18 protein-coding genes are annotated in these 12,973 nt (G+C 57.6%); 13 read left to right on the top strand and 5 right to left on the bottom strand.

Annotated elements, in window-relative coordinates:
- Nucleotides 1-7 precede the first annotated feature (7 nt).
- From ABFT80_RS24170 to ABFT80_RS24150, 5 genes are all read left to right on the top strand, one after another.
- A complete protein-coding gene (locus ABFT80_RS24170) occupies nucleotides 8-622 on the top strand; it encodes a hypothetical protein (protein ID WP_347974504.1) in 615 nt (204 codons plus the stop codon).
- A complete protein-coding gene (locus ABFT80_RS24165; protein WP_347974503.1) occupies nucleotides 619-1,470 on the top strand; it encodes a 23S rRNA (adenine(2030)-N(6))-methyltransferase RlmJ in 852 nt (283 codons plus the stop codon). The genes ABFT80_RS24170 and ABFT80_RS24165 overlap by 4 nt, the downstream gene beginning before the upstream one ends.
- A 130-nt stretch (nucleotides 1,471-1,600) precedes the next feature.
- The gene (locus tag ABFT80_RS24160) at nucleotides 1,601-2,002 is read left to right on the top strand and encodes a hypothetical protein (protein WP_347974591.1); all 402 of its coding nucleotides are present in this window, start codon (nucleotides 1,601-1,603) and stop codon (nucleotides 2,000-2,002) included.
- 19 nt (nucleotides 2,003-2,021) lie between these two features.
- Nucleotides 2,022-2,711 carry a ribonuclease T2 family protein gene (locus ABFT80_RS24155; RefSeq protein ID WP_347974502.1) on the top strand — a complete coding sequence of 230 codons (690 nt, stop codon included), beginning with the start codon at nucleotides 2,022-2,024 and terminating at the stop codon, nucleotides 2,709-2,711.
- 41 nt (nucleotides 2,712-2,752) lie between these two features.
- Complete coding sequence (locus ABFT80_RS24150; RefSeq protein ID WP_347974501.1) at nucleotides 2,753-3,349, top strand: glutathione S-transferase; 597 nt, start codon at nucleotides 2,753-2,755, stop codon at nucleotides 3,347-3,349.
- Nucleotides 3,350-3,479: 130 nt separating this feature from the next.
- Here ABFT80_RS24150 and ABFT80_RS24145 read toward each other — a convergent pair whose 3' ends face one another.
- Nucleotides 3,480-4,142: an outer membrane protein gene (locus ABFT80_RS24145; protein ID WP_347974500.1), complete on the bottom strand. Its 663-nt coding sequence runs from the start codon at nucleotides 4,140-4,142 to the stop codon at nucleotides 3,480-3,482.
- A gap of 400 nt (nucleotides 4,143-4,542) precedes the next feature.
- Between ABFT80_RS24145 and ABFT80_RS24140 the strand changes: the two genes are divergently transcribed.
- From ABFT80_RS24140 to ABFT80_RS24105, 8 genes are all read left to right on the top strand, one after another.
- Nucleotides 4,543-5,307 (top strand): SDR family oxidoreductase, encoded by a 765-nt coding sequence (locus ABFT80_RS24140; RefSeq protein ID WP_347974499.1) that lies wholly within the window; start codon nucleotides 4,543-4,545, stop codon nucleotides 5,305-5,307.
- Nucleotides 5,308-5,369: 62 nt separating this feature from the next.
- Nucleotides 5,370-7,373 carry an excinuclease ABC subunit UvrC gene (uvrC, locus tag ABFT80_RS24135; protein WP_347974590.1) on the top strand — a complete coding sequence of 668 codons (2,004 nt, stop codon included), beginning with the start codon at nucleotides 5,370-5,372 and terminating at the stop codon, nucleotides 7,371-7,373.
- Nucleotides 7,374-7,463: 90 nt separating this feature from the next.
- Nucleotides 7,464-8,054 carry a CDP-diacylglycerol--glycerol-3-phosphate 3-phosphatidyltransferase gene (gene pgsA / locus ABFT80_RS24130; protein WP_347974498.1) on the top strand — a complete coding sequence of 197 codons (591 nt, stop codon included), beginning with the start codon at nucleotides 7,464-7,466 and terminating at the stop codon, nucleotides 8,052-8,054.
- Entirely contained in the window at nucleotides 8,051-8,317 is a 267-nt protein-coding gene (gene moaD / locus ABFT80_RS24125; protein ID WP_347974497.1) for a molybdopterin converting factor subunit 1, read from the top strand. The genes pgsA and moaD overlap by 4 nt, the downstream gene beginning before the upstream one ends.
- Nucleotides 8,318-8,320: 3 nt before the next feature.
- Entirely contained in the window at nucleotides 8,321-8,794 is a 474-nt protein-coding gene (locus ABFT80_RS24120) for a molybdenum cofactor biosynthesis protein MoaE (RefSeq protein WP_347974496.1), read from the top strand.
- A gap of 67 nt (nucleotides 8,795-8,861) precedes the next feature.
- On the top strand, nucleotides 8,862-9,632 hold the full coding sequence (locus tag ABFT80_RS24115; protein ID WP_347974495.1) for a YbaY family lipoprotein: 771 nt from the start codon (nucleotides 8,862-8,864) through the stop codon (nucleotides 9,630-9,632).
- Nucleotides 9,633-9,709: 77 nt separating this feature from the next.
- Nucleotides 9,710-9,976, top strand: a complete 267-nt coding sequence (locus ABFT80_RS24110; RefSeq protein WP_347974494.1) for a CopG family ribbon-helix-helix protein — start codon at nucleotides 9,710-9,712, stop codon at nucleotides 9,974-9,976.
- Nucleotides 9,973-10,302: a type II toxin-antitoxin system RelE/ParE family toxin gene (locus ABFT80_RS24105; RefSeq protein WP_347974493.1), complete on the top strand. Its 330-nt coding sequence runs from the start codon at nucleotides 9,973-9,975 to the stop codon at nucleotides 10,300-10,302. Before ABFT80_RS24110 ends, ABFT80_RS24105 begins: the two co-directional genes overlap by 4 nt.
- 79 nt (nucleotides 10,303-10,381) lie before the next feature.
- Here ABFT80_RS24105 and ndk read toward each other — a convergent pair whose 3' ends face one another.
- The 4 genes from ndk to ABFT80_RS24085 form a co-directional block, all read right to left on the bottom strand.
- The gene (ndk, locus tag ABFT80_RS24100) at nucleotides 10,382-10,804 is read right to left on the bottom strand and encodes a nucleoside-diphosphate kinase (RefSeq protein ID WP_347974492.1); all 423 of its coding nucleotides are present in this window, start codon (nucleotides 10,802-10,804) and stop codon (nucleotides 10,382-10,384) included.
- Between the two features lie 88 nt (nucleotides 10,805-10,892).
- A complete protein-coding gene (locus ABFT80_RS24095) occupies nucleotides 10,893-11,585 on the bottom strand; it encodes a glutathione S-transferase family protein (RefSeq protein WP_347974491.1) in 693 nt (230 codons plus the stop codon).
- Nucleotides 11,586-11,672: 87 nt separating this feature from the next.
- Nucleotides 11,673-12,119 (bottom strand): DoxX family protein, encoded by a 447-nt coding sequence (locus ABFT80_RS24090; protein WP_347974490.1) that lies wholly within the window; start codon nucleotides 12,117-12,119, stop codon nucleotides 11,673-11,675.
- Between the two features lie 34 nt (nucleotides 12,120-12,153).
- Nucleotides 12,154-12,888: an SDR family oxidoreductase gene (locus ABFT80_RS24085; RefSeq protein WP_347974489.1), complete on the bottom strand. Its 735-nt coding sequence runs from the start codon at nucleotides 12,886-12,888 to the stop codon at nucleotides 12,154-12,156.
- Nucleotides 12,889-12,973: the final 85 nt, after the last annotated feature.

Raw genomic sequence — 12,973 nt, 5'->3', positions numbered from 1 at the left:
ACACATAATGCGCTTCATTTCTATTCTTTTGCTGCTTGCCGGCGCTGCGGCGGCGATCTTCTACCCTTGGGTCGTCGGGAATTTTTCCGGCGAGGAACTGGGCAGATGGCGGCTTTATGATCGCGCATCGGGCTTCACGCCGGTTCAGGTTTCGCTCCAGAGCGATGCCGCACCCGTTCGCGTGTTGATCGATATGGCAACGACGAGCGCACCGCGCGTCAAAGGGGCGACCGCGGCCCTGACGCTGACTGCCGACCGTGGCGGACGCACCGTTCTTGCCACCGCGATGAGCTTTACGGACGCGATGATCCGCGATGACGCGCCGCAGACGGGGCGCAAGATTTTCCGCGACGACGCAGGCTTCATCGATGATTTCGATGATGGCGACTATCTCTTCACGGCTGGACCTGGCGACGCGGACGGCATTGTAATGGACACGGTCGATCTCGTTTTGCGCGGCAATGCCTTGGTGCTCGACACGCGCTATCCGCCCGCCGGTTTCCTCATGATGGCGCTCGGTGCGGTCGGCTTCATTTTTTCGCTGCGCCGCCGCCGCTCGCGACCGGAAAACCCCAATTCGCAGCCGCCACCGCCGCGCTGGGGCCGGGGTGACAGACCATGAATTATCGTCACGCCTACCACGCGGGTAATTTCGCCGATGTTCTCAAACATGCGGTTCTCGCGCGGCTTGTCGAATATCTGAAGAACAAGGAAAAGCCCTTTCGCGTCATCGATACGCATGCGGGCAGGGGTCTTTACGATCTCTCTTCGCCAGAAGCTCAAAAAACCGGCGAGTGGCTGAAAGGCATCGGCCTGCTGCTCGATGCAAAAATACCGCCAAAGGTCGGTGAGATTCTCGAACCCTATCTCGAAGCGTTGCGCGGGGTGAATTCCGGCGGCGGGCTTGCCCGCTATCCCGGCTCCCCGATGATCGTGCGGCAAATGATGCGCAAGCAGGATCGGCTGTCGGCGATAGAACTGCATCCGCAGGATTTTCAGGCGCTGTACAAGCGCTTCGCCGGGGATTTTCAGGTCCGGGTTACGGAGCTCGACGGCTGGCTGGCGCTTGGTGGCCATCTGCCGCCGAAGGAAAAGCGCGGTCTGGTGCTCATCGATCCGCCTTTTGAAGAGGAGGGCGAGTTCGAACGATTGGCTGATGGCCTTGCCAAAGCCTATCGCCGCTGGCCGGGCGGCACTTACGCGATCTGGTATCCAATAAAGGATTTGCGCGCGGTCAACGCCTTCCGAAAAGCACTTTCTCTGTCGGAAATCCCGAAAATCATCGATATCGTGCTCGAAACAAGCGATTTCGGTGCGGAGCCGCGGCTTGTCGGCAGCGGCATGATCGTCGTCAATCCGCCATTTACGCTGGAGGCGGAACTGCGCACCATGCTGCCGTTTCTGCACGAAACGCTGGCTGAAAAGAAGCAGGGGCGATGGTCCGTGGATCGGCTCACCGGCGAGGTTTGATTAGCAAGTGCAAATGCTCGGCGCTTGACGTTTGCGATGCATTCGTCACACTGTCCAAATCACTTAATTCCTGAATGATCTTTAGAGGTTGGCCGTGCGGAAACTAGTTCATTTTGCAATTGCGGCGGCGATGGCGGTTGGCTCTTTGGCCATGCCGCATGTCGCGCAGGCAGCCGATCCCATTTCTTATGCGCTTTATGATTCCGGCGTCTGCTCGGATCAGCGTTTTCTAAACAAGATCACCAGCCGGTTCGGCCATCAGGTTCGCAATGTGCCGAACCTGCCGCAGGTCGGCATCACCGAATTCCGCCACATCTACGAAAAGCGCTATCTGCCGCGTGACGACCGTCATCTGATCGGCCGGCGCTATTGCGCGGGGCAGGTCGTGCTGTCCGACGGCTACACGCGCGACATCTGGTATCTGATCGAAGAAGGTCAGGGCTTTGCAGGGGTTGGCGACAATGTCGAATTCTGCGTCGCCGGTTTTGACCGCTGGAACGTCTACAATGGCCGCTGCCGCGTTCTGCACTAAATCGCAGACTTGAAACGGTTTGCGTAATCTGGTGATTGTCAGCTTTGCAGTCGCAGCGCTTGCGTTGTCTGGCTGCGAACCTGCGGAAGAAAAGAAGCCGGAGACCCAAACTTCCGGCCAGTCACTGCCGCAAGGTGACGGCTTCGACTTTTATGTTCTCTCGCTTTCATGGTCGCCCAGCTATTGCGAGGCGGAAGGCGAGAGCGCGAACCGCCAGCAATGCACCAGCAAGCGGCCTTATGCTTTCGTGGTGCACGGGCTTTGGCCGCAATTCGAACGCGGCTATCCCGAAAATTGCGATGTGAGCGAGCGCGACGTCGATAATCAGAACTTGCGCGGCCTTTACGACATAATGCCGTCCGCCGGGCTGATCCGGCATCAATGGCGCAAGCATGGAAGCTGCGCCGGGCTTTCCCAGCGCGACTATTTCGACGTGTTGCGCGCGGCGCGTGAGCGCATCGAGATACCTTCCGTTTTCCAAAATCCAACCAAATACGAAATGGTTTCGCCCGATAAGGTCGAAAGCGCGTTTCTGGAAGCCAATGGCGGTCTGAAGGAAAACGGCATCGCCGTGTCATGCGACAACCGCTATTTGCGCGAAGTTCGCATCTGTTTGACCAAGGATCTGCAATTTCGGTCTTGCGAAGAGGTCGATCGTCGCGCATGCCGTCGCGACCGGGTGGTCATGCCACCGGCGCGTGGCGGATAACGCCGCGACCGAAATCGAGGGAAGGGCCAGGAGACCTGATTATGCCAAAGCTTTTTTATTCGCCAGCTTCGCCATACAGCGCGAAAGTCAGGCTCGCCGCCGCTTATGCCGGTCAGAAACTGGATGTGGTGGTCGTCAACACGAATGATGATCCTGCAGAACTGCTGGTGGCCAACCCGCTGGGCAAAATTCCTGTTCTCATCACGGATGAAGGGCTGGGCATCTATGACAGCCGCGCAATCACGCAGTACCTGAATCGCGTTTCCGGCAACGCCCTTTTTCCGCGCAATGCGGAAAAGCGTCTGGAAGCCGAAATGCTGGAAGCGCTCGCGGACGGCATTTGCGATAGCCTTCTCGCCCATGTCTATGAGCGCCGCCTGCGCCCGGAGGAAAAAATCCATCAGCCCTGGCTGGACAGGCAATGGTCGAAGGTTGCGCGTTCGCTCGATCTGTTGAACGCCGATCTGCCACGGCTTGGCAAGAAGCTGAATGGCGGCCAGATCGCATTGCGCGCGACGCTTGGCTATCTAGACCTGCGCTTCGCCGGTCAGTGGGAGAAGGGGCGCTCGAAACTCAAGCGCTGGGCAACCCGCTTCGACGAGAAATTCCCGGAACTGGCGGCCTTGCTACCTAAGTAGAGCCGTTCATTTAGATAGAGGCGCCTCGCGACTTCATCAAAACACTAACCGTTTCAGCGTCAGCTTGATTCAAGACACAAAAAAGCCGGGTGTTTCCACCCGGCTTTTCCTTGTACCGATCCTTTAAGGATCAGAACTTCATACCAATGCCGAACTGAACGCGATGATCGCGGGAGTCGATATCGCGGGTTCCGCCTGCAGTGGTGAAGCTGTCCTTGCCGTAGTCGGTGTAGCGATACTCGACGCGGCCGAACACCTGATCGGTGATCTTGACGTCGGTGCCGACACCGGCGGTCCAGCCGAGAGCGGTTGCTTTGTCGCTAACGCCGCCTTCGGATACCTTGACGCGCTTCGCAGCACCACCAGCCGTTACGTAAGGCAGGATGTCAGGCGAAACGGCATAGCCGAGACGTGCACGAAGCGAGCCGTCAACGCCGCCCTTAACTTCGGTGCCTGCATTGTCGCCCTTGACGCCGGAATAACCGATGTCGCCTTCGATACCAGCTACGATGCCGTTGCCGGTGTCGTAGTTGTAACCAAGGAAGCCGCCGCCGACGAAGCCGTCGGTGTCGATGCGGTTGCCAGGCTCATTGGCGCGGCCGGAAAAGCCGTAACCGAGCTGGATACCGGCATAAGGGCCGCCCCAGGTTGCGATCGGTGCGAGTTCCATCGGCGCAGCAGGTGCCGGTGGCTCTTCACTGATGATGTCGGCTGAATAGGCGGGAACAACGCCGGCGAAGGCAAACCCGAGGGCCGCAGCCACCGGCCAAGCAAATTTACGATTGGCTGTCATTTTCTTTACTCCTTAAGCCACAGGACACATGTGGTCTTGATTCAGACAGTGAACTTTTTCTTGTGGGTACCCTTTAACGAGCCCCGCGTCTGACAGTTCCCAATTTCGTGTGAAAATAAGGCCGAAGCGCACCTGAAATCGGGTCATTAGCTGGCGCGAATGAGGCTGAACCGTGACGTTGCCTTTTCGCAACAAATTCTGTCAGGAGTGATGGTTTCACAGGGGCGAAACCCGCTTGGTACAAGGGCTTCCTATGCCTATATTGAAGGTCGCCGGCATGACTGAATCGGCAGTTTCGAAGCACAAAATCTGCTTTCGCCACATTCATGCCCAATGAGAAAACAGCGATTAACCATAAGTCGGCAATTCAGCCGATTTTTCGAAGATAAAAGAGTTTGACATGGCAGAGGCCGGCAAGACGGCATTGGTAACTGGCGGAGCGAAAAGAGTGGGCAGGGCGATCGTCCTCGACCTGGCTCAGGCAGGCTTTTCGGTCGCGATCCATTGCAACACATCCACGCGCGATGCCGATGCCCTGGCCGGGGAAATCAGGCAGGCTGGCGGCAAGGCAGCCGTCGTTCAGGCCGAGCTAACGGATATGGCGCAAGTCGATACGCTGATGGCCAAGGCCGCGTCTGCGCTTGGCGGCGTTTCCGTTCTCGTCAACAACGCCTCCGTCTTCGAAGACGATTCCCTCACCGATTTCGATTGGGAGGGCTGGGATCGCCATTTCGACATCCATCTCAAGGCGCCGGTTCTGCTTGCACGGCGCTTTGCCGAAGCACTGCCGAAAAAGCAGGATGGCCTGATCGTCAACATCATCGACCAGCGCGTCTGGAAGCCGACCCCGCGCTATTTCTCTTATGCGCTTTCGAAATCGTCGCTTTGGAACGCAACCAAGACAATGGCGCAGTCGCTCGCCCCCAATATAAGGGTCAATGCGATCGGCCCCGGTCCCACTTTAATGAATGCCCGGCAGAATGAGGATGATTTCGCCGCACAGGTCGATTCCCTTCTTTTAAAGCGCGGCCCGGATTTGTCCGAATTCGGCGCTACGATTCGCTACCTCTGGGATGCGAGGTCGGTTACGGGGCAGATGATTGCGCTCGATGGCGGCCAGCACCTTGCATGGGAAACGCCGGATGTGACAGGCATGGTTGAATGAGTGAGAATGAAAAGCGGCCACCCGGCAGTGCCAGATCGGCGGACCGGGATGTCGCGGGCTACATGCCCGGCCATGACATAGAGATCGACGACGATGAGGCCGTCGAGGTCGCGGTGCCGAGTGCTGTCGCGGACTTGGCCTTCACGGCCATCGACTGGAACGGCCATGCCAGCGATTCCGATGGCATGGTCGGTGCCGAGGTTATCCAGACGCTTGTGAAGCGTCTGCCCAACGCACCGGGCGTCTACCGCATGATGAATGCGGCGGGCGATGTGCTTTATGTCGGCAAGGCGCGCAGCCTCAAGAAGCGCGTCACCAATTACGCGCAGGGCCGTTTCCACACGCATCGCATCGGCCGCATGGTGCGCGAAACATCGACGATGGAATTCGTCGTTACCCGCACGGAGATAGAAGCGCTTCTGCTGGAAGCCAATCTTATCAAGCGCTTGCGTCCGCGATTCAACGTGCTGATGCGCGACGACAAGTCGTTTCCCTATATTCTGCTGACGGGCGATCACCCGTCGCCGGGCATTTTCAAGCATCGCGGCGCGCGTTCCAGAAAGGGCGATTATTTCGGCCCGTTTGCCTCCGCAGGTGCCGTTGGCCGCACCATCAATTCGCTGCAGCGCGCATTCCTTTTGCGAACCTGCACGGATTCCGTCTTCGAAACCCGCACGCGTCCCTGCCTGCTCTACCAGATCAAGCGCTGCTCGGGACCGTGCACCGGCGAGATTTCGAAAGCTGACTACGAGGAGTTGGTCACCGAGACGAAGGATTTTTTGTCCGGCAAAAGCCAGAAGGTGAAAACGGAAATTTCAACCGCGATGCAGGACGCAGCCGAAGAGCTCGATTTCGAGCGCGCCGCCGTCTATCGCGACAGGCTTTCGGCCCTGTCTCACGTCCAGTCGCATCAGGGCATCAACCCGCAGTCGGTCGAGGAGGCGGATGTCTTCGCGATCCATCAGGAAGGCGGGCAGACCTGCATTCAGGTGTTCTTCTTCCGCACCGGACAGAACTGGGGCAACCGCGCCTATTTCCCGAAGGCCGATCCGGCACTTGAAGCCGCGGAGGTGCTGGGCTCGTTTCTTGCGCAGTTCTATGACGACAAGCCGTGCCCGCGCGCGCTTTTGATTTCCACGAAGGTCGAGGATCAGGAGTTGCTGGCCGAGGCTTTGTCGGAACGCGCTGGCCGCAAGGTGAGCGTCAGCGTGCCTCAACGCGGCGAAAAGACGGATCTGGTGCAGCATGCGCTTCAAAATGCGCGCGAAGCACTCGGGCGAAGGCTTGCCGAAACCTCCTCGCAGGCACGCCTGCTCAAAGGCTTTGCCGAAACCTTCGGGCTGGAGCGCACGCCGCGCCGCATCGAGGTCTATGACAATTCGCATATTATGGGCACGAATGCCGTTGGCGGCATGATCGTCGCCGGTGGCGAAGGTTTCGTAAAAAACCAGTACCGCAAATTCAACATCCGCTCGACCGACATCACACCGGGCGATGATTTCGGCATGATGCGCGAAGTCATGGAGCGGCGTTTTTCGCGGCTTCTGAAAGAGCATGGCCATGAGGCGGGCGATGGCGGCGGTGATGACGAGATCGAAGGTTCGTCCTTTCCGGCATGGCCCGACGTTATCCTGATCGACGGCGGGCAAGGGCAGATGTCGGCGGTGCGGCCGGTGCTTGAAAGCCTTGGCGTTGCCGATCGTGTGACTGCCATCGGCGTCGCCAAGGGGCAGGACCGTGAGGCCGGTCGCGAGCGCTTCTTCGTTGCGGGGCGCGAGTCCTTTACGCTACCGGTGCGTGATCCGGTCCTTTATTTCGTACAACGTATGCGCGACGAGGCGCACCGCTTTGCGATCGGCTCGCATCGGGCGCGGCGCAAGAAGGAAATGGTTCGCAATCCGCTCGACGAGATCAGCGGCATCGGCCCCGGCAGAAAAAGAGCATTGCTGCTTCATTTCGGCACGGCGAAAGCCGTGAGCGGGGCTGGTATAGAGGATTTACGGGCTGTGGAGGGCATTTCCGAGTCGATTGCTCGGCTCGTTTACAATCATTTTCATGAGAGTTAACGCGAATTGGCCTATTTTCGCCGTGTTCGGAGATTGACCTCCGCCACCTGCTTCTGATTTGACTACTTCGAACAAAGAGTTACGGAATCCATGGCAAATCGCGCTTTCAATCTCCCGAATATACTTACTTACGCGCGTATCGTTGCGATTCCGCTGATCGTTTTGTGCTTTTTCCTCGAAGGCCAACTCCGTTCCAGCGACTTTGCGCGCTATTCGGCGCTGTTCCTGTTTCTCGCCGCAAGCATAACCGATTATCTCGATGGCTATCTGGCGCGCGCCTGGAAGCAGACCTCCAATATCGGCCGGATGCTCGATCCGATCGCCGACAAGCTGCTTGTCGCGACCTGCCTGCTTCTGCTCGCCGCCGACACGGATCGCACAATTGCAGGCTGGACGCTGTGGGCGGCAATCATCATTCTGTGCCGTGAAATCCTCGTCTCCGGCCTTCGCGAATATCTCGCGGCCTTGAAGGTCAGCGTGCCGGTCACGCAATTGGCGAAGTGGAAGACCGCGATGCAGATGGTTGCAATCGCCGTCCTGCTTCTCGGACCGGCAGGCGACAAGATCGTTCCTTACTGGACGCAGATTGGCATCACGCTGCTCTGGGCGTCCGCAATCGTGACGCTCTACACCGGATATGACTATTTCCGTGCGGGCGTGAAGCACATTATCGACGAATGAGCGAAGCTGCCGTCAAACTTGTCTATTTCGCCTGGGTGCGCGAGCGCATAGGCGTGCCTGAGGAAGATGTGACGCTGCCTGAAAGCCTCAGCACGGTTTCCGATCTTTTGACCTGGTTGAAGGGGCGCGGCGAAAATTATGAAGCCGCACTTCTGTATCCCGAGGTCATCCGCGTCGCGATCGATCATGAACATGCCGACCATAGCGAAAAGCTCGGTTCGCCGCGCGAAATCGGCCTGTTTCCGCCAATGACGGGCGGTTAGGCTATGGGCGGGGTCATAAAGCCGACCATCCGCATCCAGCCCGGCGATTTCGACATTGCCGCCGAAATCGACAAACTGACCGGCAGCCGCAAGGATGTCGGCGCCGTCGTCACATTCTCCGGCCTTTGCCGTGACGAGGCAGGCAGATTGTCGGCACTGGAACTCGAACATTATCCCGGTATGGCGGAAGCCGAAATCGCGCGCATCGCGGATGAAGCGATCGCACGCTGGCCTTTGCTCGGCCTGACCGCGATCCACCGCTATGGAAAAGTGTCGCCCGGCGAAAACATCGTGCTGGTGATTGCGGCATCCGCGCACCGGCAGGCGGCATTCGATGCCGCCAATTTTCTCATGGACTATCTGAAGTCCAACGCCCCCTTCTGGAAGAAAGAACATCTGGTCGACGGGTCTTCCGGCGCGTGGGTCGATGCGAAGGAAAGCGACGACAAGGCAGCAGCCCGCTGGAAACGGGACTGATCTTTAGCCTTGGAACCACCGCAATCCGGGTTCTTATTTTCGAAACACTGGCCGGAGGAGAAGAACCATGATGGAAAGATTGGCTGAATTCCTGCTTTTCGGTTTCGTGCCGCTGACCATGGGTATTCTGGTCGCGCCTGATTTTTCATTGGCCGCCGAAAAAAGCGTGCAGGGCGAGGTCATGTATCGCGAGCGCATCGCCTTGCCGCCGAATGCGGTGGTGACGGTCCAATTGGCCGACGTCTCGCTGGCCGATGCACCGGCAGCAGTTCTTGGCGAACAAATTATCGATCCGGCAGGGCAGGTGCCTGTCGCATTCGACATCAAGTTCGATCCGGCAACGCTTCGTCCCAACATGACCTACGCGCTTCAGGCCCGCATCACGGTGGATAACCAGCTCTGGTTCATCAACGATACGCGCTACCAGCTCGATCCGGCCAAGGACGAGAAGCACATGCTGATGCTGACAAGGGTGGCAGCGCAGGACGAAAGCAAGGACAGCGAGATTTTCGATACAGTCTGGCTGGCCGAGGATTTGCACGGCAAAGGTGTCATCGACTATGCGCAGTCGACCATCAGCATCAAATCCGATGGTGCCGTATCGGGACGGGGTGGCTGCAACAGCTACTTCTCGAAAGCCGAATTGAAAGAAGACGGCAAGATTTCCTTCAGCGATGCCGGCTCGACGAAAATGGCATGTCCGCCAGCGGTCATGGATCAAGAACAGAAGCTGTTTGACGCTCTCGCAAAGACCGCGAGCTACCGCATCGAGGAAGGCAAGCTCTACCTCATGGATGCGGAAGGCAATGATCTGGCCCGCTTCGCTGCTTCGTCTTGAGCCTGCAATCACTCTTCGTCTTGCGTTTCGCTGGGGGCGTATTACATTGTAATACAGCGTAAACGAAGGAGCGGAGTATGGCAGGAACGCTTTCAGACCCCGTGGCCGTTAGATTGCCGTCGGATGTTCTTGAGGGAATTGATGAGGTCGCAGCTATCCTCGATCGTAAGCGAAGCTGGATAATCGTCAGGGCATTGAAAAACTATCTGGCGGGCGAGGGACAGCATCTGCGCGATCTGGCCGTAGCGCGTGGCGAAGCTGCAGGCGGCGAGTTGATCGACGGAGATCGACTGGTCGAAGAAATCGCCGATGATTTGCCGCTTTATGGCACGATCGGTAGATGACGAAATTTACGCCGAGTGCAGCGGCGTTTGTTCGTAAAGAGCGTGATTATCTTTCAGGAAACAGCCGGTCAGCCGCGCGACGTTTTGCGGAGGATATAAGCAGTGTGGTCCGGCTGCTGGATGAATATCCGCTGGCCGGGTCACAATTCGAACTGTTCAAGACGACCTCGTTTGAGGGAATTCGACGTTGGGTCAAAGGCAATTATAGATTTGATTATGAGATCGACAGGAATGGCGAGGCAGTAATTCTGCTTGTGCGCCACCATGCGCAAGACGATCCATTCGCTGTTTATGAGCCTGATGACAATGAGGACTTCGATCCTTAACTCAACAAAAAAGCCGGCCCAAGAGCCGGCTTTTTTGATTCAATTATAAGGCGTTACCGCCCCGGATTCGCGTTGGCTGTTAGCCGACGATTTCCGTGTCCGAGAACCAGTACTTGATTTCCTGGGCAGCGGTTTCGGGAGCATCCGAGCCGTGGACCGAGTTTTCGCCGATCGACAGGGCGTGCGTCTTGCGGATCGTGCCTTCATCGGCGTTTGCCGGGTTGGTTGCGCCCATGATTTCGCGGTTCTTCAGGATGGCGTTTTCGCCTTCCAGAACCTGAACGATGGTCGGGCCGGAGGTCATGCCTTCGACCAGTTCGCCGAAGAAGGGGCGTTCCTTGTGAACTGCGTAGAAGCCTTCCGCTTCACGGGTGCTCATCCAGACGCGCTTGGAGGCAACGACGCGAAGGCCTGCATCTTCCAGCATCTTGGTGACCGCACCGGTGAGGTTGCGCTTGGTTGCGTCCGGCTTGATCATCGAGAATGTGCGTTCGATCGCCATGGTTTGTCCTTTGGTGATTGGGGATTTGCGTGTGGCGCGCTCTATACAAGCCGCCCGCCGCCTTGCCAAGCCCGATAGCGCCTGCAAATCACGCGGCGGCACTTACCTTGCGTCCAAGCGTTCCGTGCAGATCGAGACAGCGCTCGAACCATTCGGTCACGACGTCGCCGTCAACCAACACCTGAAATGGCGACATGATCCGCATCCATTGAAATGCACTGAACACGATGTAATCCGCGAACAAGGGCGTCTGACCGCCTATGAAGGGCTGATAGGCCAGCATGCTGCGCAAGGGCTCAAGCGATGCCCGGAATGCGGCTAGGCCCGCTTCGCGGTCTACCGAGACCTGTTCCAGCGTCTTGCCATATCGCGCTTCGCGGCTTTTGCGGAAATAAGCTGCGTTGTCAGCATCAAGCCGATCATGAATGTCCATCAGAGCGGCGGCGCCAAGATACGGATGCACTGTCGTTTGCGACCAGCGTTCGATAAAGCGCGTCGTCGATTCTCCGCCCTTGCCACCGAAAAGTGTCGGCCGGTCCGGATATGTCGCATCCAGATAAAGGGCGATGTCGAATGAGTCAGACACAAGTGTTTCGTCGTCGCGAATGACCGGAATGGTCTTCGATGCCCCGCCTTCGACACTGGGTACGCTCAAGAAATTCGTCGGCACGCTCTTGAAATCGAGGCCTTTATGCGCGAGCGCCATTGCGACTTTCCAGCAATGCGGGCTGAAGGGGCGGGTGGGATCGCTGCCGACCAGATCATAAAGTAGGATAGTCATTGCGCATCTCCTCCCGCAGTTTAGGAATGGCGCGCATATTCCTTGTTTTGCATTTCAAAAGGAAGTCCATGAAACAGCATTTCAGGATCAACGCGGCAGTGATAATTTCGATCTTGTCGTCAAAATAGCGACCAGAATGCAGACACCCAGGACGACTAAGGGAGGTATGCCATGCGCATATTCTCCATGAAACACAACCGTTCCTATCGCGGCCAGCATGACGGCACTTCCGAGCAGCGATCCGTAGAAGCGAAGAGGCCGGAACATCAGCATTACGGCTGTCGTGAATTCCAGGATGGCCGTGAGATAGTGAAAGCCCGGTGGATAACCCCAGCGCGCGTAGTCAGCGGCAATCCCGGCAGTGACGAAACTATTCCCATAGGCCCCGGCGAGGAAAAATGCGGCCAGCAGCCAGGCGGGAATGTCCCTCCAGTTAATTCCAAGCATGAAAGATCTTTCCTGCATAATTTCGACCGCGAACACGTTGACTGTAAACGTGCCGCGCTTTTTTGTGGCCGAACCGGTTACATACACGCTTGCGAGAGCAAAATCCGATACTTTAAGGCCGTTACCATCTGATGGGGCCTTCGATGTTGAAGAACTGACCGCTCGGGCCGGCATCGTCCAGTAAAGCGTATTTGACCGATGCCTGAACGCCATCCTCGATCGTGACGTAGCCGCCGCCCTTGTTCAAATCCGTCATGACATAGCCGGGGCATACCGAGTTTACCTTGATCGGGGTGTCGCGCAATTCGAAGGCAAGCTGCACGGTCAGCATGTTGAGCGCTGCCTTGGAGGCCGCATAGCCAAGCCATTTGACATCGGGCGTGGGGTTGGCGGAATCGCCGTTCCACCAAAGAGACCCGACACTGCTCGACAAATTGACTATACGGCCGCTGGTCGCCTTGCGGATCACAGGCAACATCTTCTGCGTCACAAGCACCGTACCGATGAAATTGACCTCGAAAGATTCGCGCAGGGTCTGCGTCGGGGCCACGCTTGGAAAATCGTCGGTGTCGAGAAGCAGGATTCCCGCATTGTTGACCAGGATGTCGAGCCTGCCGAAACGCTCTGCGATCGTTGATGCGGCAGTATCGATGGTTTCGGGTCGATTGAGGTCGATTTCGATCGCTTCGACCGCCAAACCCTCAGTGCGTAGTGCCTCGGCTTTTTCCCGTCCGGCGTCGAGGTCGCGTGCGCCGAGAAGCACAAATACGCCCTTCCGTGCAAGTTGGCGTGCCGTTTCAAAGCCCAGACCACGGGTCGCGCCGGTGATGAGCGCGATCTTTTCATATGCGGACATTCCATATCTCCAGCAGCGTGCCTGCGCTGGCGACGCTATTTTGCAATGAAGCTGCTCAGGCAGTTCATCGAGGAATTGCATGGAG

Source organism: Foliimonas ilicis (genome assembly GCF_039939195.1).
GTDB classification, from domain to species: domain Bacteria; phylum Pseudomonadota; class Alphaproteobacteria; order Rhizobiales; family Rhizobiaceae; genus Foliimonas; species Foliimonas ilicis.
This window is presented reverse-complemented; position numbering and strand designations above follow the sequence as displayed.

Excerpts from the sequence above, each read along its gene's own strand:
- ABFT80_RS24170 (WP_347974504.1), top strand. The coding sequence starts at position 8 with ATGCGCTTCATTTCTATTCTTTTGCTGCTTGCCGGCGCTGCGGCGGCG.
- ABFT80_RS24165 (WP_347974503.1), top strand. The coding sequence starts at position 619 with ATGAATTATCGTCACGCCTACCACGCGGGTAATTTCGCCGATGTTCTC.
- ABFT80_RS24160 (WP_347974591.1), top strand. The coding sequence starts at position 1,601 with ATGGCGGTTGGCTCTTTGGCCATGCCGCATGTCGCGCAGGCAGCCGAT.
- ABFT80_RS24150 (WP_347974501.1), top strand. The coding sequence starts at position 2,753 with ATGCCAAAGCTTTTTTATTCGCCAGCTTCGCCATACAGCGCGAAAGTC.
- ABFT80_RS24145 (WP_347974500.1), bottom strand. The coding sequence starts at position 4,142 with ATGACAGCCAATCGTAAATTTGCTTGGCCGGTGGCTGCGGCCCTCGGG.
- ABFT80_RS24140 (WP_347974499.1), top strand. The coding sequence starts at position 4,543 with ATGGCAGAGGCCGGCAAGACGGCATTGGTAACTGGCGGAGCGAAAAGA.
- uvrC (WP_347974590.1), top strand. The coding sequence starts at position 5,370 with ATGCCCGGCCATGACATAGAGATCGACGACGATGAGGCCGTCGAGGTC.
- pgsA (WP_347974498.1), top strand. The coding sequence starts at position 7,464 with ATGGCAAATCGCGCTTTCAATCTCCCGAATATACTTACTTACGCGCGT.
- moaD (WP_347974497.1), top strand. The coding sequence starts at position 8,051 with ATGAGCGAAGCTGCCGTCAAACTTGTCTATTTCGCCTGGGTGCGCGAG.
- ABFT80_RS24120 (WP_347974496.1), top strand. The coding sequence starts at position 8,321 with ATGGGCGGGGTCATAAAGCCGACCATCCGCATCCAGCCCGGCGATTTC.
- ABFT80_RS24115 (WP_347974495.1), top strand. The coding sequence starts at position 8,862 with ATGATGGAAAGATTGGCTGAATTCCTGCTTTTCGGTTTCGTGCCGCTG.
- ABFT80_RS24110 (WP_347974494.1), top strand. The coding sequence starts at position 9,710 with ATGGCAGGAACGCTTTCAGACCCCGTGGCCGTTAGATTGCCGTCGGAT.
- ABFT80_RS24105 (WP_347974493.1), top strand. The coding sequence starts at position 9,973 with ATGACGAAATTTACGCCGAGTGCAGCGGCGTTTGTTCGTAAAGAGCGT.
- ndk (WP_347974492.1), bottom strand. The coding sequence starts at position 10,804 with ATGGCGATCGAACGCACATTCTCGATGATCAAGCCGGACGCAACCAAG.
- ABFT80_RS24095 (WP_347974491.1), bottom strand. The coding sequence starts at position 11,585 with ATGACTATCCTACTTTATGATCTGGTCGGCAGCGATCCCACCCGCCCC.
- ABFT80_RS24085 (WP_347974489.1), bottom strand. The coding sequence starts at position 12,888 with ATGTCCGCATATGAAAAGATCGCGCTCATCACCGGCGCGACCCGTGGT.